Source organism: Aquilutibacter rugosus (assembly GCF_036541335.1).
GTDB lineage: Bacteria > Pseudomonadota > Gammaproteobacteria > Xanthomonadales > Xanthomonadaceae > Aquilutibacter > Aquilutibacter rugosus.
The window spans coordinates 102,456-124,131 of record NZ_JAZHBO010000001.1 but is presented as its reverse complement, the minus strand read 5'-3'; the positions used below and the strand labels follow the sequence as shown (position 1 = coordinate 124,131).

Annotated in this window: 14 protein-coding genes, 1 tRNA gene and 1 riboswitch; of the genes, 9 read left to right on the top strand and 6 right to left on the bottom strand. The window is 61.9% G+C overall.

Annotation, left to right across the window (positions count from 1 at the left end; all coding sequences use genetic code 11):
• The first annotated feature begins 63 nt into the window (after positions 1-63).
• Both V3390_RS00620 and V3390_RS00615 read left to right on the top strand, forming a co-directional pair.
• Positions 64-1,473 carry an O-antigen ligase family protein gene (locus tag V3390_RS00620; RefSeq protein ID WP_331702907.1) on the top strand — a complete coding sequence of 470 codons (1,410 nt, stop codon included), beginning with the start codon at positions 64-66 and terminating at the stop codon, positions 1,471-1,473.
• 138 nt (positions 1,474-1,611) lie between these two features.
• Positions 1,612-2,043, top strand: coding sequence for an SRPBCC family protein (locus tag V3390_RS00615; RefSeq protein WP_331702906.1), 432 nt, complete (start codon positions 1,612-1,614; stop codon positions 2,041-2,043).
• A gap of 86 nt (positions 2,044-2,129) precedes the next feature.
• Here V3390_RS00615 and V3390_RS00610 read toward each other — a convergent pair whose 3' ends face one another.
• The 3 genes from V3390_RS00610 to V3390_RS00600 form a co-directional block, all read right to left on the bottom strand.
• The gene (locus V3390_RS00610) at positions 2,130-3,005 is read right to left on the bottom strand and encodes a pirin family protein (RefSeq protein ID WP_331702905.1); all 876 of its coding nucleotides are present in this window, start codon (positions 3,003-3,005) and stop codon (positions 2,130-2,132) included.
• 223 nt (positions 3,006-3,228) lie between these two features.
• Positions 3,229-3,304: transfer RNA gene (locus V3390_RS00605), tRNA-Ala, on the bottom strand.
• A gap of 11 nt (positions 3,305-3,315) precedes the next feature.
• On the bottom strand, positions 3,316-5,718 hold the full coding sequence (locus V3390_RS00600; protein ID WP_331703616.1) for a TonB-dependent receptor plug domain-containing protein: 2,403 nt from the start codon (positions 5,716-5,718) through the stop codon (positions 3,316-3,318).
• Positions 5,719-5,916: 198 nt separating this feature from the next.
• Positions 5,917-6,161, top strand: a riboswitch (cobalamin riboswitch).
• A 115-nt stretch (positions 6,162-6,276) separates the two neighbouring features.
• On the opposite strand from V3390_RS00600, the gene V3390_RS00595 reads away from it, so the two are divergent.
• A complete protein-coding gene (locus V3390_RS00595) occupies positions 6,277-8,154 on the top strand; it encodes a TonB-dependent receptor domain-containing protein (protein WP_331702904.1) in 1,878 nt (625 codons plus the stop codon).
• Positions 8,155-8,784: 630 nt separating this feature from the next.
• On the opposite strand, the gene V3390_RS00590 is transcribed toward V3390_RS00595, so the two are convergent.
• Positions 8,785-10,482 carry a cation:proton antiporter domain-containing protein gene (locus V3390_RS00590; RefSeq protein ID WP_331689606.1) on the bottom strand — a complete coding sequence of 566 codons (1,698 nt, stop codon included), beginning with the start codon at positions 10,480-10,482 and terminating at the stop codon, positions 8,785-8,787.
• A gap of 248 nt (positions 10,483-10,730) precedes the next feature.
• Here V3390_RS00590 and V3390_RS00585 point away from each other — a divergent pair, with 248 nt between their 5' ends.
• The 6 genes from V3390_RS00585 to V3390_RS00560 all read left to right on the top strand — a co-directional run bounded on the left by V3390_RS00585 (position 10,731) and on the right by V3390_RS00560 (position 17,243).
• A complete protein-coding gene (locus V3390_RS00585; RefSeq protein ID WP_331689605.1) occupies positions 10,731-11,096 on the top strand; it encodes a four helix bundle protein in 366 nt (121 codons plus the stop codon).
• Between the two features lie 207 nt (positions 11,097-11,303).
• Positions 11,304-13,190, top strand: coding sequence for an ABC-F family ATP-binding cassette domain-containing protein (locus V3390_RS00580; RefSeq protein ID WP_331702902.1), 1,887 nt, complete (start codon positions 11,304-11,306; stop codon positions 13,188-13,190).
• Positions 13,191-13,264: 74 nt separating this feature from the next.
• On the top strand, positions 13,265-14,467 hold the full coding sequence (locus V3390_RS00575) for an ATP-binding protein (RefSeq protein ID WP_331702901.1): 1,203 nt from the start codon (positions 13,265-13,267) through the stop codon (positions 14,465-14,467).
• 91 nt (positions 14,468-14,558) lie between these two features.
• Positions 14,559-14,858 (top strand): FmdB family zinc ribbon protein, encoded by a 300-nt coding sequence (locus tag V3390_RS00570; protein WP_331689602.1) that lies wholly within the window; start codon positions 14,559-14,561, stop codon positions 14,856-14,858.
• A gap of 23 nt (positions 14,859-14,881) precedes the next feature.
• Positions 14,882-16,675: an aspartate--tRNA ligase gene (aspS, locus tag V3390_RS00565; RefSeq protein WP_331702900.1), complete on the top strand. Its 1,794-nt coding sequence runs from the start codon at positions 14,882-14,884 to the stop codon at positions 16,673-16,675.
• Positions 16,676-16,688: 13 nt separating this feature from the next.
• Positions 16,689-17,243: a GNAT family N-acetyltransferase gene (locus tag V3390_RS00560; RefSeq protein WP_331702899.1), complete on the top strand. Its 555-nt coding sequence runs from the start codon at positions 16,689-16,691 to the stop codon at positions 17,241-17,243.
• A 7-nt stretch (positions 17,244-17,250) separates the two neighbouring features.
• On the opposite strand, the gene V3390_RS00555 is transcribed toward V3390_RS00560, so the two are convergent.
• The gene (locus V3390_RS00555) at positions 17,251-18,987 is read right to left on the bottom strand and encodes a phytase (RefSeq protein ID WP_331702897.1); all 1,737 of its coding nucleotides are present in this window, start codon (positions 18,985-18,987) and stop codon (positions 17,251-17,253) included.
• On the bottom strand, positions 18,987-21,485 hold the full coding sequence (locus tag V3390_RS00550) for a TonB-dependent receptor (protein ID WP_331702896.1): 2,499 nt from the start codon (positions 21,483-21,485) through the stop codon (positions 18,987-18,989). The genes V3390_RS00555 and V3390_RS00550 overlap by 1 nt, the downstream gene beginning before the upstream one ends.
• Between the last annotated feature and the right edge of the window lie 191 nt (positions 21,486-21,676).

Sequence of the window (21,676 nt, the reverse complement as noted above, 5' to 3'; positions counted from 1 at the left end):
AATCGCAAGTCCAACGGCGCCGATCCTTCGGCGCCGTTTTCATTTCCGGGGTGTCGTCTTTCCATGTTGAACCTGCAATCGGTTTCGGTTCCGTCTGAATCGCCGCGCCTGCGCTGGCTCCCGCAATCCGCCGCCGAGTGGACGTCGGTCGTCCTGACGCTCGCCGCTCTCTTCCTCGGAGGAGGCGCCAAAGGCACCGGCGACGCCATCATCCACACGCTCTCGGCGCTGGCCTTCGGCATGGCCGCCTGGCAGATGGGCGTCAACACGTCCACCCCGAAATCCCATTCCACCCTCTGGTCGCGCCTGGTCTGCGGTCTGTTCGTGCTGGCCGCACTGGTCATGGCCGCTCAGCTGATCCCGCTCCCGTCCGCCCTTGCCGAAGCCAACCCCCAACGCACCCAAGTCTTCCGCGATCTGGCCCTGGCCGGCATCACTCGCGACTCGTGGCCGCTCTCCCTCGACCGATGGGGCACCGTCCGCTCTCTCGCCGCTCTCATGAGCACCTTCGCGGTCTACTTGTTATTGCGCTCTCTCCCCCTCGAAGGCCGTCTCCGCACGCTCCGCATTCTCGGCGTTGTCACATTGCTGTGCGCCTTGCTGGGCTTCTCGCAGGCCGCCGCAGGCGTCCACGCCTGGCGCGCATGGGAGCAGGGCAACAACTCCGGCGCCACCGGCTTCTTTGCCAACCGCAATCACTACGCCACGCTAATGGCCATGTGGGTCCCGCTCTCGCTGGCCCTCGGCATCGGCGCTCGCCAAGCGCGACGCACCTCCGAAGCCGGCTTCTGGTTCGCCGCCTTCGTGATCTTTATCCTGTCTGGCGCCCTGAGTTTCTCGCGCACCGGCTTCGCCTTGTTGCTGCTCACCGTCGCCGTCTCGCTCCCATTGCTGACGCTTGCGTTCGGCCGCCGCGGCTCGCTGCTGTCCCGCCTGGTGCCGCTGTTCGCCGTCCTGGTCGCCGCCCTCGGCATCTACGTCTACGCAGCCCCGGGTCTGCTGGCCCGCCTTGAGCGCGACCCTCTCGAAGACCTGCGCTGGCAGTACCTCCACTTCGGTCTCGACACCGCACGCGCCTACTGGCCCTGGGGCTCCGGCCTCGGCTCGTTCCCGTACGTCTACGCCCCGTTCGAGCCCGTCACCGCAATGGTCAACTCATTCGCGGCCCGCGCCCATAATGATCTCTTGCAAACCGGCATCGAGGCCGGCCTCCCCGGGCTCGTCGTGTTGGCCCTGTGGTTCGTCACTGTTTTGGTTCTGGTGTTCCGCAACGCATTCCCCGGCAAGTCAACCGCCGCCGCTGCTGACAACCACCACGAAGGCACGGCAAGCTTGGTCCTGCGGGTCAGCGGCCTGGTCTTGCTGGTTCCGTTCGTCCACTCGCTGGTTGACTATCCGCTGCGCACTCTCGCCGTCGCCGGCCTTTTTGGCTTGGTGCTCGCCATCGCCGTTTCGCCCCGCGGCTCACCCTAACCGCTTGCGGCTCACAACCGCCGGGCTGCAGATACCCCTTCTATCCTAGATTCCCGATCTTCTATCCTTAATTTACCGATCCCCTAACACCGCGCGGCGTAGGGTAGCCGTTGAGGGGTGCCATACAGGCAATGCACCATGAATACGCTCAAATTCCAAACCCAAATCAACGCGCCCAAAGACCGCGTGTGGAATGCGCTGTGGGATCCGGCCAACTACCGCGAATGGACGCGCGCCTTCAGCGACAGTTCGCACTTCGACGGGGAACTGAAGCAATGCAAGGAAATTGATTTTCTGGACGGCGACAACAACGGCATGTACGCCCGCGTCGAAACGTTTAAACCCAACGAGCAGATGGCCTTCCGTCACGTCGGCGAAATCCGCGCCGGCCAGCGCCAGGACCCCAGCACGGAGTGGGGCAACAACCTGGAGTCGTACTCACTCTCCGAAGTCAACGGCCGCACCACGCTCGACGTCTCGGTCGATGCGCCCGACGAATATGCCGCGCAAATGAACGACATCTTCCCCAAGGCGTTCGCCAATCTCAAAGCACTGGCTGAAAAGCATTGAGGAGCAGCAACTAGACTCTAGCGTCTAGCGCCGCGAACTGACAGCTCGCCGCGCTTTGCTAGAGTCTAGAGTCTAGATGCTCCGTTTCAGAACTTTCCGCTATTGAAATCATTAACGGCCCTGATGATCTCCGCCTGCGAGTTCATCACGAACGGACCGTAACCGACTACCGGCTCGTCGATGGGCTCGCCCGCCAGGATCAGGATCTTGGCGTCGCCGTTGGCCTCAATGTGCAAGCCCGTGCCATCCGTGCTCAGCGTGGCCATTTCGGCCGCGCGCAACACCGTGTCGCCGTTCACCTGCACCGTGCCGTCCAGCACCAACACCAAGGTCGTCCAACCCTCGGGCTGCGCAAAGTCGTACGACTGCCCGCCCTTGAGCCGGATATCCAGCACGTTCATCGGCGTAAAGGTAGTGCCCGGTCCCTTGCCGACTTCGGCGTCCACCGCGAACTCGCCCGCAATGACCCGGACCGTGCCGCGGCCCCCCGGCAGTGCAATGGCCGGAATGTCCTTATCCAGCAAGGGCTGATACGCGGCCGGCGCCATTTTGTCCTTCGCAGGAAGATTGACCCACAGCTGCACCATCTCGAACGGGCCACCGCTTTTGCTGAAGCCTTCCGAATGGTATTCCTCGTGCAGGATGCCGCCGCCGGCGGTCATCCACTGCACATCGCCGGGGCCTATCACGCCGCCGCCGCCCTTGTTGTCCTTGTGCTCGACCTCACCCGCATACACGATGGTCACGGTCTCGAACCCACGGTGCGGATGCTGTCCAACCCCGCGCCGATACCCGACGTTCGGCGTGAACTCCATCGGCGCCGCGTAATCCAGCATCAGGAAGGGACTGCGTTCCGCCACGCCCTCGCCGTTGTAGCCAAACATGCCATGCACCGGAAACCCATCGCCCACCCAATGGCGGCCCGGGGCCTTTGTCACGTCAATGATGCGCTTGTTGCTCACGATAAATCTCCTTTTGCGTGGTGCGCTCCCACAGCGGCCCAGAGCCGCCGCGGCCACCCGCGTTCGCGGGCCGTTCGCGCCAATGAACCCACTCTACGCCCGCAACTTTGCAATGCCAACACCGCCGCAGGGTTGCAGTGTTGCATTTCCGGGACAACCGCGCCGCGCCGGTAAGCGAAAACGAAAAACCCGCAGGTCGTGAAACCTGCGGGTTGCGTTGGAGTGGTGGAGCCAGGGAGGATCGAACTCCCGACCTCGTCATTGCGAACGACGCGCTCTCCCGGCTGAGCTATGGCCCCGCTCCGTCAATTTACCAAGTTTTGGCCACGCGGGCCCAGTAGAACGCGCCGTTAAAGCCGAACGGCGAGGAGCCCGAGTAGGGCAGCTGGCCGCCGGTCGAGTTGGCGAAGATCACTTCGTCCGGGTACTCGTCCAGGATGTTGTCCGCGCCGACCGACAGGTCCCAGGTGCCGAGCTTGTAGCCCAGGCTGAGATCGCCGACCCACTTAGGCGAAAAGGTCTGGTCCAGGGCGGGCGTGGCGCCGCGCACGGTGAACTCGCCGTAGCGCGAGGCCGCCGCGTTCAAGGTCCAGGCGCCGATGCGGTAGATCGCGTTGGCCGAGATCTTGTCGCGCGGGGAGCCGACCACCAGACGGCCGGTTTCCGTGCGGCCAAAGCGCAGCGCCGTCGGATCAATCGCCATCAACGAGGCCGGGTTCGGCGCGATGCGGTCGATCTCGGTCTTGTTGCGGTTGTAGCCCAGGGTCCAATCCACCGCGCCGGCACCGAGCGTCATCTTGTAGGTACCGACCACGTCAACGCCCTGCGTGGTGGTGTCGATGGCGTTGGTAAAGTAACGGCCGCCACCAATGTCCGGGAAGCCACTGCTGTTGAGGAAGTTTCGCACCGCGGTGGAGGTCAGATTCTCCGACAGCACCACGCGGTCCTTGACTTGAATGCGATACGCATCGACCGTCACGTACAGATTGTTGGCCGGTTGCAGCACCGCGCCCAGCGAGACGTTGGTGGACTCTTCCGGGCGCAAGGGTTCGGCGCCCAAGGCGATCGCGGCCGGATCGTTGACGCGGAAGGTGCGGATATCGAACGGTACCGTGCCGACGCCCGGCACCGAGATGAAGTTGGTCGAGGTCGATTGGAAATACTGCTGCTGCAGCGAGGGCGCGCGGAAGCCCGTCGAGTACGTGCCGCGCAAGGCGAACGCCGGCGAGAACTCATAGCGCAAGGCCACCTTGTGCGAACTGGTCGAACCGAAATCGCTGTACTTTTCCCAGCGACCCGCCACGCCGACCGTGAGGGCCTCGACCGGATTGGTTTCGAGATCGATATAGGCCGAATGCGAATGGCGGTCAAACTGACCGGCATCCGAGGGGCGGTAGCCCGGGTACACCTGCGCACCGCCCGGAGCCGGCGAGCCGTTCGGCAGCAGGACGCCGCCGTTGATCCACGACGCGCGGTCACCGGCACCTTGCGCAAAGGTCTCGGTGCGATACTCGAGGCCATAGGCCACCGAAATCGGCGCGAAGGAGGCCGGCGCGAATTCCGTGCTGAGGTCGAGATTCCACACGGCTTGGGTGAGGTCGAGATCACCGGCGTAAAACTGCGTCGGCGAGGTCGGGCCCAGCGAGCGGTTCAGCGTATTTTCGACGCCAAAGCTGATGAACGAATGGCCGTGGTTGTAGCTCAGGTCGTAACGCGTGTTGTCGAAGACCTTGCCGCGCAGGCCGAACACCAGGGTCTGGTCCTTGGCGCGATTGCGGATCTGCGGCAGAAAGCCGTTCGGGTAGATGGCGGGGATGTTGCGCGTGTCGCCGGCCGGACGGAAGAAGCCGTTGGACAGCGCATTGCGGTACGAGAAGGTGCCAAACGAATAGCCGGTCATGTTCTCGCTGATCGTGATCTTGCCGTTGTAGCCCAGCGCATGCTGGCGGATTTCCGGATCGCCGAAACGCTGCACCACGCGGTCGGTCGGTGCCGAGGTCGGCGTGGCCGGTCCGACAAACGCGCGGGCGCGGTCGGTCTGGTCGGCACGCACCACCTGCGCCGACAGGTGCAATGCGCCGGCGCCATCGGCAAAACCCATGCCTTCGTCAGCGGTCACTTGCCAAGTCGTGCCATCGCCTTCCTTGTACTGACCCGCGCGTACGGCCATGCCGCCGGTCTTGGCGGAGCCTTTCAGCACGATGTTGATCACGCCGGCAATGGCGTCGGAGCCGTACTGCGCCGAGGCGCCGTCGCGCAGCACTTCGACGCGCTCAATGGCGGCGATCGGAATGGTGTTCATGTCGGCCGGCGAACTGCCGCGGCCTTGCGAGCCGTTGAGGTTCAGCATGGCGGTGGTGTGCATGCGCTTGCCGTTGATCAGCACCAGCACCTGGTCGGGTGCCAGTCCGCGCAGTTGCGCGGGGCGCACGGCGTCGGTGCCGTCGGTGATGGCCGGCCGCGGAAAGTTCAGCGAGGGCAAGGCGCGCGAAAGCGCCGTGGCCAGCTCGGTGGTGCCGGTCGCTTCCAGCATCGCCGGCGTCAGCACGTCGATCGGTGCGGTGGATTCCGCCACGGTGCGGTTGGCCACCCGGGTGCCGGTGACGATCACTTGGCCAACCTTGGTCGAGGCTGCCGCGGGTGGGGTGGGGCTGGTGGTCTGGGCCGCTGCAGTCATTGCTGTCGCTGCAGGAAGGGCCAGCACCAGAGCCATAAACAGTCGGTTACGGTTCACGGTCGCGCTCTCCTCGGTGATTTGTTTGCTTTCAGCGGCCTTCTTGGCCGGCCGCCGCGGAAACGGGGGTTCCCTTTTGACCAATAGCGAGGAAACGAAATCTTGTCAAGATTTTTGCGAATATTTTACGCGGGACCTGTATTAGGTCGCCCCGCGCGTCATGGAGCCCGCACCCCTTATAATGTCCGCACCTTTGGTGATTGATGACGCGCTGCGGCATCGATTGAAACGGGAATTTGGTGCGCGAACGGCCGCTAACGGCCGACGAACTCGCAATGCCAAAGCTGCCCCCGCAACGGTAAACACGGAAGTCGGATCCGCAATTCATGTCACTGCGCCCCTCGCGGCGTGGGAAGACCCGGACCGGCGCGCCGCAAGGCACACGTGTGAGCCCGGAGACCGGCCAAAGCGTAACCCTAACCGCGGCGGGCGGTGATGCGGGTGCGCACGGCCAACCACGGCCCGTGTCGCCTTCGTCACGGCTCCCGCATTCACCGAATCACAGTCCGCGGGAAGGCGGACGCACAAGGAGCACCCATGACCCCTCGAATCACCCTGCTGGCGCTGGCGCTGTTGGCCGCCCTGCCGCTGACCGCGCACGCCCACGGCGGCGACCAAATGGCAGCCGCCGACGACACCACCGTCCTCAATCTCGATCGCGTGCTGGTCACCGGCACGCGCGCACTCGAGGGCCAGAACCCGCGCCTGGTTGCCAACACGATCATCACGCGTGAGGACATTGAACGTCTGCAACCGTCATCGCTCGGCGACTTGCTGCAGTCGCAGACCGGCATGCAAACGACGCGTCTTGGCGGCATCGGTAAAGAGAGTTCGCTGTTTTTGCGCGGCTCCGAATCCGATCACGTGCTGTTCCTGATCGATGGCGTGCGCGTCGGCTCCGCCACTGCCGGCAAAGAGGCATTCCAGGATCTTCCGCTCGATCAGATTGATCGCATTGAAATCGTGCGCGGTCCGTACTCGAGTCTGTACGGTTCCGATGCGATCGGTGGCGTCGTGCAGATCTTTACCCGCAAGGGCGAGAACGGCGTGCGCCCGTCGCTGACCGTCAAGGCCGGGTCCAACAACCTGGTGGGCCTGAGCGCGGGCATCCGCGGCGGCAACGACAAGGGCCAGTACGCCCTGACCGCCGCCCACGAAGAAACCACCGGCTACAACACCTGCCGCGGCAGTGGCACGTTGTTCCAAGGTTGCTTCACCGACGAGCCCGATCGCGACGGTTACGAGAACCGTTCGATCAGCGGTTCGGCGTCGTATGCGTGGACGCCTTCGCTGCGTTCGCAAGTCACCGCTCTCCATATCGAAGGCAGCAACGACTACGACGGCAGCTTTGCTAATCACTCCGAGATCAAGCAGCAGGTCGCGGGTTTCTCGACCGAGTGGCAGGCCACGCGTGCTCTGCGTCTGCGCGCCAACGTCGGCGAGAGCTTCGATGAGAGTGTCGACTCCGTCAACGGCAGCTACGTCGGCACGGTCTCGTCGCGTCGCTTGAGCGGCGGTCTGCAGGCCGATGTTGCGCTCGGTGGCAGCAACGATCTGGTCCTCGGATGGGATGGCCTTCGCGACCGCATCGGCGGCGACACGGGCTACGCGGTACAGCAGCGCTACAATCGGGCGGTCTACGCGCAGTGGGCCTCGCGCTTCAGCGATGCGCACGTTCTGCAGTTGAACGTCCGCCGCGACGACAACTCGCAATTCGGCGGCAAGACCACGGGTTCGGTGCTCTACGGCGTGCGCTTGGCCTCGGGCTATCGTCTGACGTTCTCGGGCGGCACAGCGTTTAAGGCGCCGTCGTTCAACGAGCTGTACTATCCGTACTACGGAAATCCGTTGTTGCGTCCCGAAACGGCCCGCAATCTCGAAATCGGCCTGAACTACAGCATCCCGATGCTCTCGTGGTCCGTCCACGCGTTCCGCAATCGGGTCTCGGACCTCATCGCGCACGACGCCTCGATCCTCCCGTTCGGCGCGCCCAACAACATCGACAAGGCCGTCCTCTCCGGTCTCGAGGCCCAGTTCCGCGTCCGCGTCGCCTCCGTCGCAATCAACGGCAACGTCACAGCCCTCTCTCCCCGTCAGGAAGGCGGCACCTTCGACGGCAATCTCCTGCCGCGCCGTGCCCAACGGACCGCTCGCCTCGACTTTGACTGGCCGCTGCACGACTCGCTGCGCCTGGGTCTCACGCAAATGGGCTCCAGCCACCGCTTCGACGACCTCGCCAACACGGTCCGTCTGGCCGGCTACGGTCGCACCGACATCCGCGCCACGCTCGCGGTCACCCCGTCCTGGCAGTTGACCGGCTCCGTCGAAAACGTCTTTGACCGCGCCTACGAAACCGCCGCCTGGTACCCGCAACCCGGCCGCACCTGGCTCCTCTCGCTCCGCTACGCCAAGTAGCCCCTGGGCGCCCCCCGGCGCCCCCCCCGGGCGCCGCGCGCCGCGCCATCAACCTCAAAGAGGGGAAGAGGCGGACCACCAACCGGCCCCCAGGGCCGCGCGGCGGCCCGCCTCTTTTTTTGCCCGTCACCCAGCGTTGCCACCTTTTGCCGCGTCGCATTGCCCCAGTTTTTTTGTGTGGAAATCGGTATTGTCCGTCCGCGCACTTTTTATGCCCTGTAACTACTTTTTATCCACTCGGGGCTCAGAAAGTGCAATAAGCGTGCGCGAGCTCTTTGTAAGTGCCGCCGGCCGCGCTCACGTCAAACTCTGGCGTCTCCAGCACGCGTCATTGACGCCTGGGAGTTCCACGCAATTGGCCTTCGCCACCTCGGGCGGCCCTATTTACGCACTTCATCCGCACTGCAGTAGTGCATGCATTGTTCAAGCACTGCTTTTGCCGACGACTACGTCGCGCACTAAATGCGCACATCTTGTGCCCGCACTGGCGAGAAATTAGCCTTGGGGCATAGAAAGTGCGCATCCAAACACCCCCATTTGGACATCGCGAAAGTGGACATGTATGTGCCGACAGGCCGCACTAGGCCGCCCGACCGGCGGGCCGCACTAGGCCGGCCGGCAGGCGGGGCCTTAGTGGGGCGTGAGGCGACGGTCGCCGCGGTAGATCGGGAGGGCGAGGACCATTTCGGCGAGGCTTTGGCCCAGTTCGCGCTCGGCCAGGACGGCGGCGTCGGCGCCGTGGGAGAGATAGTGCTTGAGCGCGGACTCGCTGTGGGCGCGGGCGACGATGCTGAGACCGGGGTTGAGCGAGCGGAGCGTTTCGATGATCTCGGCGGTTTCGAGGGCGGCGGGAAGGGCGACGATGGCCGCGATGGCCGAAGAGGGGTTCATGGCCTCGAGGACGCGGGGGTTCACGGCGTTGCCGAGGATCGCGGGCAGGTCGAGGGAGCGAGCGCGGGCGATGTGGGTCTCCTCGACGTCGGCGATGGCCATCGAGACACCGCGGGGCGCGAGCGCGCGGGCGATTTCCTGTCCGACGCGGCCAAAGCCGATGACCAGAGTGTGGCCTTCGAGAGGGGTAGATGGGGCGGGAAGGAGTGGGAAGGAGGCATCGCCATCGGCGGGGACGACGCCGAGGGACTGCTTGGCGGCCCAGCGATCGTAGATGGTCATCATGAACGGGTTGGCGATGATCGACAGAATCGCGCCGGCGAGGATCAGATCGTGGCCGTCTTTGGGCAGCATTTTCAGCGACAGCCCGAGCGAGGCTAGGATGAACGAGAACTCGCCGATCTGCGATAGCGTGCTCGAGACCAGCCAACCGGTGCCGCGGCTTCGCGTGATGCGATTGACGATGTGGAAGCCGAAAAACGACTTGATGCCGACAATGATCAGGAAGGTGATGAAGACTTCGAGCGGGCGTTCGAGCAGGATGCGCGGATCGAACAGCATGCCGACCGAGACGAAGAACAGCACGGCGAATGCATCGCGGAGCGGGAGCGTCTGGTCGGCGGCCTCGTGAGAGAACTCCGAGCGGTTGAGGATCGTGCCGGCAAAGAAAGCGCCCAGCGCGAACGACACCCCGAACATGCTGGCGGAACCGAATGCGACGCCCATCGCGATTGCCAGCACGCACAGCGTGACCAGCTCGCGCGAACCGGTCTCGACCGTGCGCCGCAGAATCCACGGAATCAACCGCTGACCGACCGTCAACATCAACGCTACGAACGCGCTGACTTTCAGCAGCGTGATGCCGATCGTCTTGGCCAACTCGACCGGCGTGGCGGCCTGAGCGCCCGTGAAAAAGCCCGCGATGGCCGGCAACAGGACCAAAGCCAGGACCATGACCAGGTCTTCGACAATGAGCAAACCGATGGCGACCCGACCCTTGTCCGTATCCACCAGCCCGCGCGTTTCTAGCGCCCGCAACAGCACGACCGTGGAAGCGACCGACAAGGCCAGACCATAGACCAGGCCGGCGCCGTGGCTCCATCCGAACAGCCAGACCGCGACCGCCCAACCGATCGCAGTGAACAACGGGATCTGCAGCAAAGCGCTGGGCAGAGCCGTCTTGCGGACCGCCAACAGGTCCTCAATCGAGAAGTGCAGACCGACACCGAACATCAGCAGGATCACGCCGATTTCGGCCAATTGCGGGGCCAACGATGCATCGCCGACGAAGCCGGGAGTGAACGGACCGACGATTACGCCGGCGAGCACGTAGCCAACCAGCGGCGATAACCTGAGCCGATTAGCCAGCGCGCCAAAAACAAAAGCGAGCACAAAGCCAGCCGTCAGAATCAGAATCAATGAGGTGTGATGGGGCATCCTTTTAGAGTAACAGCCAGTGGAGCGGTAAATGGTGAGTGGGAAATGGAAAGTGGTAGCGGGTGCTCACACGGTATAGGCTCCGGCGCCTAGAACTTCTCACCAGTTTCCAACTCCCATTTTCCATTTCCCAGTCTCCATTTCCCATTCACCAGTTACGGCGCGGTGGCTCCTTACCAGCCACTGCGGCCGGCGCTGATGGTCGGACCGAAGACTGCCCGCTAGGCTCTGTTGCTTTGGGGTGGTCAATGCACTACAGGACCTCGGAGGTGTGGCAGCTGGCCATGGACATGACGGCCGATGTCCTGCACACGGCGGACTACCTGCCGTTTCGCGAGCGGTTCGGTCTTCGATTGCAGATCACCCGCGCTGCAGTGTCGGTCCCGTCCAACATCGCCGAGGGCTGGACCCGCGAACACCCGAAAGAGAAGGCGCAGTTCCTCGCCATTGCGCAAGGCTCCCTGGCCGAACTCCATACTCAGCTGGAATTGGCAACACGTTTGCAATGGATCCCGCCCGCGGACTTTGACCGACTCCTCGAACAAATCGACCGCATCGGCAGAATCTTGACGGTCCTCCGCAGGAGGTACCGTGCGCCAGGCGCTGCGCGCTGACTGGGAAATGGGAAATGGAAACTGGCAAATGGTTCCGCGCCCTTAGTCCTTGAGGGCCGAGACGCTCCTCACCAATTTCCAACTCCCATTTCCCATTTCCCATTTCCCACCAAGCGGTAAATGGTGCCTCTTCCCATAGACTCTCAGCGCCGGAGCTTTTTACCAGTTTCCAACTCCCATTTTCCATTTACCATTTACCATTACCGCATGATTGCCTTTCGAAACTTTGCTCTGCGCCGCGGTGAGCGGCTTTTGTTGTCCAACGTCGACCTGACGATGCATGCCGGTTGGCGCATTGGCGTGATTGGGCGCAATGGTGCGGGCAAGAGTTCGCTGTTTGCTGCGCTACAGGGCGATGTCGAGCCCGATCAGGGCGATATTGATGTGCCCAGCAAGCTTCGCATTGCCTCGGTGGCGCAGGAGACGCCGGCCCTGGATGACTCGGCGCTGGAGTTTGTGCTCTCGGGCGATGACGAGGTGCATCGCGTGATTGTGGCCGAACGCGAGGCGGTCGAGCGCGAGGATTGGGAGGCCGTGGCCGATGCGCATCTGCAACTCGAAGCGCTGAAAGGCTACGATGCGCCCGCGCGCGCTGCCAAACTGCTGCACGGTCTGGGCTTTGCGCCCGAAACGCATGATCGCGCGGTCAAGGCGTTTTCCGGCGGTTGGCGTGTGCGGCTGAACTTGGCCAAGGCGCTGATGATGCCTTCGGACTTGCTGCTGCTCGACGAACCCACCAACCACTTGGACTTGGATGCGGTCCTGTGGCTCGAACAGTGGTTGCTCAAATATCCGGGCACCTTGCTGATGATTTCGCACGATCGCGAATTTCTCGATGGGGTCAGCACTCATACCGTGCATCTGCACGACGGCAAGCTCAAGCTCTACACCGGCAACTACACGGCGTTTGAGCGTCAGCGTGCCGAACATCTGCGACTGCAGCAGATTGCGCACGACAAAGAACAGGTCGAGCGCGAGCATCTGCAAAAGTTTATTGATCGGTTCAAGGCCAAGGCCTCGAAGGCGAAGCAGGCCCAAAGCCGCATGAAACGCCTTGAAAAACTGGCCGGAACCGAGGCCGTGCGCGTTGAGCGTTCGTTCCGTATTGAGTTTCCCGCGCCGAACAAGTTGCCGCATGCATTGCTGCGTCTGACCGATGCGAACTGCGGCTACGGCGACCACGTCGTACTGGATAACGTGCGGTTCGTGCTCGAGGCCGGCGATCGCGTCGCGCTGCTGGGACCCAACGGTGCCGGTAAATCGACGCTGGTGAAATCGCTGACCAAGGAAATTCCGCTGCTGACGGGCGAGTGGGGCGGTCATCCGGATCTGCGCATCGGTTACTTTGCGCAGCACACGGTGGAGTCGCTGCACGAGGGCTCGACGCCGATCGATCATCTCTCCGAACTCGCACCGAACGTCTCGACGCAGGTGCTGCGGGATTTTCTGGGCAAGTGGAATTTCCCGGGCAATCGTGCCTTCGAAACGGTCGATGGCTTTAGCGGCGGCGAACGCGCACGGTTGGCCCTGGCGATGATTGCGTTCCAGCAACCCAACGTCCTGCTGCTCGACGAACCGACCAACCACTTGGATCTCGAGATGCGTGAGGCTCTGGCCGAGGCGCTGAGCGATTTCGATGGCGCCATTGTGCTCGTCTCGCACGATCGTCACTTGATCGGTCTGGTGTCCGATTCATTCTGGCGTGTGGCCGATGGCGTGGCCCAACCGTTCGATGGCGATCTCGACGATTACGCCGTATGGCTACGGACGCGCGATCAGACCGAGCAGAAGCAGGGGTTTGCGGGTGCCAAAACGTCGGCTTCGGCAGAGGCTCCGGCGGCTGTCGAGGCGCCAGCGCCTGCACCGGCGGCGCCTGCGGCGCCAAAGCGCAAGACCAATCCGGTCAAGCTGGCCGAGGCCGAGGCCAAGGTCGCCGAGCTGGAATCGCAGCTCAAGACGGTGGATCTGGACCTGTCGGATCCGGAGCTGTTCAGTCGGGATCATCGTCGGGCGGAGACGCTGGCGGGAGAGCGGGCTGAACTGGCGGAACGTCTGGCCCGTGCCGAAGAGGCCCTGTTAGACCTCTACGAGTGAAATACACTAAAGTTATCCAAAGTTATCGAAAAATGATAACTTTAAGTAACATGAGTTAACTTTGGTGTATTTCCATGGATCCGAGACAAAATCCATATGCCCCCGGCGCTGGTACCCCGCCTCCGGAATTGGCGGGCCGTGAGGACGTCATCGAAAAGGCCTCTATTGCATTGGACCGCATACGAGCCGGACGATCTGCCCGTAGTCTGTTGATCGTAGGATTGCGCGGCGTCGGAAAGACCGTTTTGCTGAATCGTCTCAATCAGGACGCCGAAGTGAAGGGCATCACGACATTGATACTGGAAGCGCCGGAACGGAAATCGCTGCCGGCATTGCTTGCACCGGCGTTGAGAACCGCAATCCTCAAGCTGGATCGCCTTGCGGCCGGTGGTGAGCTCGCCAAGAAGGCGCTCCGGGGCCTGGGCAGCTTTATTCAAGCGATGAAAGTTAAATATGCCGACGTCGAAGTTGGCTTGGATCTCGGTATTGAGCCCGGTTTAGCGGATACCGGAGATCTGGACGCGGATCTCACTGCGCTACTGCGCGCGGTCGGCGAGGCTGCAAAGGACCGTGATACAGCAGTAGTCCTCTTTATTGACGAATTGCAGTATGTAGAAGAAAACGAACTGGCAGCCCTCATCACGGCGCTGCATCGCTGTTCTCAGTTGCAGTTGCCAATCACGTTGATTGGCGCCGGTTTGCCGCAGCTTGCAGGGCAGATGGGAAATGCAAAGTCGTATGCCGAACGGCTATTCGAATTCGTTCCGCTGGATGCATTGTCCGAAGAGGAGGCAAGGGCAGCGCTGCTTGAGCCTGCGGAGAAGGAAAATGCCTCGTACGAGCCAGCCGCGCTTGAAAGCATCTTCAGGAAAACCAGAGGCTACCCCTACTTTCTGCAGGAGTGGGGCAAGCATGCATGGGACTGTGCGGATAGCTCGCCCATTCGAGCGGAAGATGTAGACAATTGTGCGACGGACAGAGCAATTGCTGAGTTGGATAGAAGCTTCTTCCGGGTGCGAATGGACCGCTTGACTCCCGCCGAACGAAAGTACGTGCGTGCAATGGCGGAACTGGGAGCAGGTTCTCATCGGTCGGGTGGCATTTCCAAAGTCCTTGGTAAGTCGGTCAATGCGGTGGCGCCCATCCGCAGCAGCCTGATTCGGAAAGGCATGATTTACAGTCCCTCGCACGGGGATACCGCCTTTACTGTCCCGCTGTTTGATGAGTTCCTGAAGCGGCAAATGCCGAACTTTGATCCGCTCGAAGGCGGAGCATGACGCTCTAGCCCCTCCCGATGACGTAGTCATCTTCGGGGTTCCAAGGCCACACGTTCCCCGAATTGCCCCTTAGGCGCTAAAATAGGGGGTTATGCCAATCTATGCCTTTCTCTGTGATGCCTGCGGTCACAGTTTTGACCGTCTGCAAAAAATGTCCGACCCGGATCCCGATGTGTGTCCGGAGTGCGGTCAGTCGGCCGTGCATCGGCAACTGACCGCTCCGCAGTTCCGGCTCGCCGGCGGCGGTTGGTACGAAACCGATTTCAAATCGGCCACTGACAAAAAGCGCAATCTCGCCGGCGATAACCCCGGCGGCAGCACGTCCGCGTCCGCGCCTGCAGCCTCTCCGGCGCCGGCTGCGCCGGGTAAGCCGACCTCGTCTTCCACCTGATTCACTAAAAAGTAGTTCAACGTATGCGTACCCATTTTTGCGGGCTAATTGATTCCTCTCTGATCGACCAAACTGTCACGCTGTGCGGTTGGGTTGATGTGGCCCGCGATTTGGGCGGTGTTTGCTTTGTGGATCTGCGCGACCACGAGGGCATTGTCCAGGTCGTCGCCGAGCCCGATGCCGATAACGCCGACAATGCCGCCGTGATTGCTGCCGCTTCGCAACTGGGTTACGAGGATTGCGTGCGCATCACCGGTGTGGTGCGTGCTCGTCATGCGGTGAACGACAAAATCCGTACCGGCCAAGTCGAGATTCTGGCCAAGCGCATCGAAGTGTTGAACAAGGCCGAGCCACTGCCGTTCCACGCGCACGAAAATCCCGGCGAAGAAACGCGCCTGAAATACCGTTATCTCGATCTGCGTCGTCCGCAGATGCAGCAGATGATGCGCACGCGCACCAAGCTGGTCGCCGCTCTGCGTCGTTATCTCGATGAGCGCAATTTCCAGGACATTGAAACGCCGATTCTGACCAAGGCCACGCCCGAAGGTGCGCGTGACTTTTTGGTGCCGGCGCGCATGCACGCAGGTGAGTTCTACGCTCTGCCGCAGTCGCCGCAGCTGTTCAAGCAAATCCTGATGATGGCCGGTTTTGACCGTTACTATCAGATCGCCCGCTGCTTCCGCGACGAAGCCCTGCGTGCCGATCGCCAGTTGGAATTCACGCAACTCGACATGGAGTTCGCGTGGGTCAACGAGGCCGATGTGCAGAACCTGACCGAAGACATGATTCGTCACGTCTTCCGCGAGGTTAAAGGCGTCGAGCTGGCCAACCCGTTCCCGCGCATGACTTACGCCGAGGCGATGCGTCTGTACGGCTCCGACAAACCCGATCTGCGTTTTGATATGGCCTTTGCCGACATCGTCGATTTAGTGAAAACCTGTGATTTCAAGGTCTTTGCCGATGTGGCCAACGCCGCCGATGGCCGTGTGATCGCACTGACCGCGCCGGGTGCCGCTTCGCATTCGCGTAAGCAGATCGATGAGCTCGCCGCGCACGCCGCCAAGTACGGTGCCAAGGGTCTGGCCTGGATGAAGGTCGAGACGCTGGCCAACGGTCGCGAAGGCATCAACTCGCCGATCGCCAAGTTCTTTGACGATGCCACCTTGCTGGCCATAGTCGAACGTGCCGGCGCCAAGGACGGCGACCTGATTCTGTTCGGTGCCGGTAACGCCAAGACCGCCAGCGATTTCATGGGCGCGGTGCGTCTCAAGCTCGGTAAGGATCTGGGCCTGATGCGCGAAGGGGACTGGAAGCCCTTGTGGGTCACCGATTTCCCGATGTTCGAATACGATGACGAAGCCGGCCGATACGTCGCACTCCACCATCCGTTTACGGCGCCGGCGGTCGATGACATTGCCGATCTCAGGGCCAATGCGGCCACCGCCGTGTCGCGCGGCTACGACATGGTGCTCAATGGTAACGAGATTGGTGGCGGTTCGATCCGTATCCACTCCAGCGCCATGCAGTCGGCCGTGTTTGAACTGCTGGGCATCGGTGCCGAAGAAGCGCAGGCCAAGTTCGGCTTCCTGCTCGATGCACTCAAGTACGGCGCGCCGCCGCATGGTGGCGTGGCCTTCGGTATCGATCGCATTGCCGCGCTGATGGCCGGCACGGAATCCATCCGCGACGTGATTGCCTTCCCCAAGACCACCGGTGCGCAATGTCTGATGACCGATGCACCGTCGCCGATTGCCGATGCGCAACTGGCCGAAGTCCACGTGATGGTGCGCCCGCGCAAGTCCGAAGTCGCAGGCTAAGGCGAGCCACGCCATGACCTCGCCGCAAGTTCAAAGGCTGACCGATGCTTTGTACGCGCGTCGCGCGATGCCTGTTGATGCCGAGGCGGTCGCACGCCTGGCCATCGAAACGTTTGTGGCCAAGTTTGGCCACCTGTACAACATGCAGGATCTGCAGACGTATCTGCATTTGGCCTATAGTATCGATGCGGTCGAGCGGACTTTGCGTGATGCCGACTCGGAGACGTGGCTGCTGTGCGATGCCGTAACTCACGACAATCTCGGCTTTGCACTGCTCGGCAAGGCCTCGCTGCCGCATGCCGACATCGTTCCCGCGGACGGTGAGATCAAGCGTTTTTATGTCGATCCGACGCGCACGGGGCAGGGGCTCGGTGCGCAGTTTATGGATTTCATTCTGACGCGTCTGCTGAAAGACGGTCCGCGCACGCTGTGGCTGGGTGTGTATTCGGATAACGACGGCGCTCAGCGTTTTTATTCGCGCTACGGTTTTGAGCATGCCGGTGAGTACATATTCCCGGTCGGGGAAGCCCGCGACCGGGAATATATCTTCAAACGCGTAGCGCCGTAGGTTCGACTTACTTTGCCAGGTTGTTCTTCAGTGCTTCGCTAATCCGTGACCAGGGCACGTACTTAAAGTTCTGCGGTGTTTCGGGCATGCGCTTGCGGCCATCTTGTACCACCAGCACGCCTTGCGCGTATTCGCCGCCCAGATTGGCCGAGGTCACATCGAGACCGTCCGTTTCCGAGGCGCCATCAATGCCTTCGCGCGGGGCTGCAGCCACTTGCACGATGCCGCGGACGCGATACGGCGCCTTGGCATCGAGCAGTACATAGCGGTCATTGCCCTGGCTGGAGACCACCAGCAGATCGCCGTCGGTGCCATGGTAGATCGCCATGCCCTCGACATCTTTCTTTAAATGCGGTCCGACTTTCAGAACCGGTTGCGGCGCCGCCGAGGACTTGGGATCAAGCGGCAAACGGTACACGCCGGTCGCCTCTTCGCCCACAAACAGATCACCGGTGCGATCGTTGACGGCGCAGCCTTCAGGCTGGCTGCTCAATGCAAAGCGGCGAACGGGTACCGCGTCCAGCGTGCGGCCCGAAGTACGCAGTTGGTACTGCACGAACTGACCGTCTTTCTGGTTGGCAATGACATACACCTCGCCACGCGCACCGCGACCCATGCACAGGCCGTAGATGTCACGCTGTTTGGTGCGCACTTCGCCGGCTTCGGTAACGACGCCCTTGGCGTCGATCGTAAACAGGTGCAGTGATTCGTTATCGCGGTTGCTGGCCGCCGCTACGGCGACACGTTGGCCGCGCCATGTAACGCCATCGCGCACATCGACGTTGTTGAGCCGACCGACACGCAGATCCTGCAGGCGACGGCCTTCGAGATCATAGACCTGCAGACCGCCTTGCTTATCGGTACCCAGTACGCGACTGTGCGAAGGCAGAGTCGGATGCACCCAGATCGCCGGGTCATCGGCGGCGTCGCCGAGTCGTGCGACGGGTTCGGTCTGCACCGATGGCGTCACCGTAATCACGGGCACATCGTCGACTGCGGTGTCGGCGGCGGGCGCAGGCGTCCACGGGATGGCGATTTCAAAGCGACCTTCGTCGGCATCGACCTGTACCAGGCGCATGCCGTCCGAGCGCGTGCCGGTAACCGTCAGGCCTTCGACATCCAGGCCTTCGAGCTCGGGCACCTGCAGGGCGCCGATTTCGCGGTACGGACCGCTGTCGGCGGGTGCAAAGATGCGCAGCGTCTCGGTCTCGGGTGCGTGCAGCAGCAGTTGGCCATTGAGCGCGGTGAACGCGCCCAAGGCAGTTAGGGTGCCCCACGGCTGCTGCAGTAATACCGGGCGACGTTCCAGCGCGGCCTCGGCGTCAGCGGGATAGGCCCAGATGCCGACGTTCTCTTCGTCCACATACAAAGTGCCTTGATCCACGGCACATTGTGTGGCGGCCGGGGGCAGGGCCATGCGACGAACCAGTAAAGGTTGCGTCAGCAGTCCCTTTGCATCGGCGATAAACCATTGGGCACCGAGGCCTTCTTCGGCCACCAGAAAGACCGACTGGTTGCCGGCAGCGTCGGTGTTGAGGCAATGGGCTTCGAGTTGGGTATCGGTCGCGGGGATGCGGATCTCGCGGCCATCTTGGGCAGCGACCAGTTGTTGTGCGGCCTTGTCATAGCGCACGGTCACAGGTGCCGCCGCCGCGGCGACACCTGCAGTGATCAGCGCCAGTGAGAGCGCCGAGAGTTTGACCGTGCCGAGCAGGGCGCTTGAGAGCTTTACAGAGTTGCGCATTAGAACGTCCAGGTCAGGCCAAGTTTGTAGGTGCGGCCATATTCTTCGAACTGGGCGTTGTATTGCTTGCGGAACTGGTAGGTGTAGTAGGGCACATCTGTCAGATTACTCGCCTGGAATGCCAGTTGCAGCGCCGGGCTGATACGGTATTTCACGCTAAGGTCCACAAAGGTCTGTGCATCATTGAACAGATCCCGAGTGGCATCGGTGGCGTGCATCTCGTAGAGATAGCCCGACTTGTAGTTGGCGGCCAGACGAATGCTCAGTGCGTCGTTTTCCCAGCCCAGGGTCAGATTGCCGACTTGCTCGGATTGATTCGGCAGCTGCACGGTCTCGGTCACACCATCGCGCTCGATGTCCGCTTCGGAGTGGGTGTAGGTGTAGTTGGCATTGATCAGGAAGTTGCCGGCGAACTGACGCGAGAAGCCCAGCTCAATACCAGACAGCGTGGCGCGATCACCGTTGCGATAGGTCTCAGCGGAGTCGTAGTCTTCCCAACGTCCCGTCGTGCCGGCCAGTTCGGTGCGGTACGAGAAATCCTTGATGCGCTTGTAAAAGGCATGTACCGACAGCAGGCCGACTTCGCCCGCGTAATGTTCAATACCGAAGTCGAGATTGGTGGCGTGCAGCGGCTTGAGATCCGGGTTGCCGAACTTGGCTTCTTCGCCGTCGTCCTCGTAGCTCGGCGAGATGTGGCTAAAGGTCGGGCGCACCACCGATTGCGTGAAGCCACCGCGCAGCAAGGTGCGATCGGCTAGGCGATAGATGGCCTGCAGGTTGGGCAGGGTATGGCTATACGACTTGCGGAGCGAGACGGGAACAAAGTCGCCGTCTTCAATGCCGGTGCCTTCCAGGCCCAGCTTGGTGCGTTCGTGACGCACGCCGCCGATCACGCGCAGGTTGCCGCGCTCGTACTTGTCCATGACGTACAGGGCATCAATGTCTTCATCCACGATGTAGTCGTCAATGGTCGAGCCTTCGTCATCAAAGTTGTCGTCGCTGATCAGATCTTGGGTAATGCCGACCAGTTTGCCGGCATCCATGTGGTGACCGAAGCTGCCCATGCCGAAATCAATCGGCTTGGTGGTCATGTAGTCGGCCAGATTGGTGGACAGATTGCCCAGATCGTCAACGGCCCACACATCTACATCGCTGATCTTGTGGCGGCGAGTTGATTTAGCGCCGAATTTCAGGATATTGGAGCCGCCTTCCAGATCAAAATGCTTGGCAAAGTCCAGGCGGCCGGTATGCATGCGGTCTTTATGGTGCGAGTGTTCCCACTCGATTTCGTCCAGCTCAAAATTACGGTAGTCATCAACCTCTGCCGGGCGCTGCGGAATCAGTTCCTTGGTGCCGGTGTAGCTAAAGCCGTCGTAGTCGTCTTCACCTTCAAACACGCCGCCGGCGATACCGGTGGTTTCTTCATCGGCGTAGCTGCTGCCGAACTGGCCGCTGACGGTCCAGTCGCCCAGCTCCTGACTGCCGCCCAGCACGATGCTGCGCAGGTTCTGATTCTGGTCGCGGCTCTTGAGTTCGCGTTCGGCCTCAATGGTGCCGGTGTCGCCGGGCATCATCGGATCGTCGAACTTGTACTTAGCGGAGTCGCGATCTTCGTGGTCATCAAACTTGGTGGCCACGGTGCGCACATAGTACTTGCCGCCGGCGTTCGGACGGAAATCCAGATTGACGCCCACACCGGCACGCTTGCGCGTGATCACGTAATCGCGTTGCTCGAATTCATTCAGGCCTTCGAGTTCGCCGTCGTCCCATTCCCACTCACCGCCGTTCTCGACGTTGTCGGAGCCGAGCTTGCGGTCCTGATAGCTAGCCGCCACGGCAATACCGAACTGTTCCTGGCCGGCGGGACCACCAAAACGGTGCGTAAAGGCACCCGACACTTTCGGGCTGGTCTTGCCCACAAGTTCGTTGTGATTGGCCTCAACCGATACGGTGCGCAGCGCCTTGCGACGATCGAAGGCACTCAGGGTTTCCACTTCGATCGTGGCGCCCAACGAGTTCGCATCCATGTCCGGTGTCAGCGTCTTGACCACCGACAGCGACTCAATCAGCTCCGATGGCAGCACGTCCATCGCCACGGCGCGACGGCCGCTCTCGGGTGCCGGCAGCGTAGCACCGTTGATAGTGACAGCGTTCATGTCGGGTGCCATACCGCGCACGGTCACAAAGCGGCCTTCACCCTGATCGCGCTCGACCGAGACGCCGCTCAAGCGTTGCAGTGCTTCGGCGGCGTTTTCATCGGGCAGCTGGCCGATGTCGTTGGCATGGGCGACGCTTTCGGTGCGGTCGGAATCCTCCTGCTTACGAAGAGCGCGATTCAACTGACCCACTTGGCCCGTGACCATCACGTAGCCGACGGCGGTTACATCGCCTTCGTTTGGCGTTGCAGGTGCAGCGGTTTGTGCAAGAGCGACGGGTGCCATGCAGCTACTCAGGGCAGCGGCAAGCAAGGATCGGCGGGGCAGGGAACGCAAACGCATGTGGGACTCCGAATAGGACAGATTAAAGGCGGTTGCCGGTACAGGCATAGGCGACATCGTCGAGTTCTCGGATTGCGGTTTCGTGACTTTTGCGGACTTGGAGCCGCATTGCGTGAGCCAATTTGACCGTTGCGACCTTGATCGCAATTTCTGCAATACCGCGTAAAGCTCCGCGTTTCTCGGTCCCTTTG

What these genes read in the sequence shown, in the direction of transcription:
- V3390_RS00620 (WP_331702907.1), top strand. Translation starts at nt 64, where the DNA reads ATGTTGAACCTGCAATCGGTTTCGGTTCCGTCTGAATCGCCGCGCCTG.
- V3390_RS00615 (WP_331702906.1), top strand. Translation starts at nt 1,612, where the DNA reads ATGAATACGCTCAAATTCCAAACCCAAATCAACGCGCCCAAAGACCGC.
- V3390_RS00600 (WP_331703616.1), bottom strand. Translation starts at nt 5,718, where the DNA reads ATGGCTCTGGTGCTGGCCCTTCCTGCAGCGACAGCAATGACTGCAGCG.
- V3390_RS00595 (WP_331702904.1), top strand. Translation starts at nt 6,277, where the DNA reads ATGACCCCTCGAATCACCCTGCTGGCGCTGGCGCTGTTGGCCGCCCTG.
- V3390_RS00590 (WP_331689606.1), bottom strand. Translation starts at nt 10,482, where the DNA reads ATGCCCCATCACACCTCATTGATTCTGATTCTGACGGCTGGCTTTGTG.
- V3390_RS00585 (WP_331689605.1), top strand. Translation starts at nt 10,731, where the DNA reads ATGCACTACAGGACCTCGGAGGTGTGGCAGCTGGCCATGGACATGACG.
- V3390_RS00580 (WP_331702902.1), top strand. Translation starts at nt 11,304, where the DNA reads ATGATTGCCTTTCGAAACTTTGCTCTGCGCCGCGGTGAGCGGCTTTTG.
- V3390_RS00575 (WP_331702901.1), top strand. Translation starts at nt 13,265, where the DNA reads ATGGATCCGAGACAAAATCCATATGCCCCCGGCGCTGGTACCCCGCCT.
- V3390_RS00570 (WP_331689602.1), top strand. Translation starts at nt 14,559, where the DNA reads ATGCCAATCTATGCCTTTCTCTGTGATGCCTGCGGTCACAGTTTTGAC.
- aspS (WP_331702900.1), top strand. Translation starts at nt 14,882, where the DNA reads ATGCGTACCCATTTTTGCGGGCTAATTGATTCCTCTCTGATCGACCAA.
- V3390_RS00560 (WP_331702899.1), top strand. Translation starts at nt 16,689, where the DNA reads ATGACCTCGCCGCAAGTTCAAAGGCTGACCGATGCTTTGTACGCGCGT.
- V3390_RS00555 (WP_331702897.1), bottom strand. Translation starts at nt 18,987, where the DNA reads ATGCGCAACTCTGTAAAGCTCTCAAGCGCCCTGCTCGGCACGGTCAAA.
- V3390_RS00550 (WP_331702896.1), bottom strand. Translation starts at nt 21,485, where the DNA reads ATGCGTTTGCGTTCCCTGCCCCGCCGATCCTTGCTTGCCGCTGCCCTG.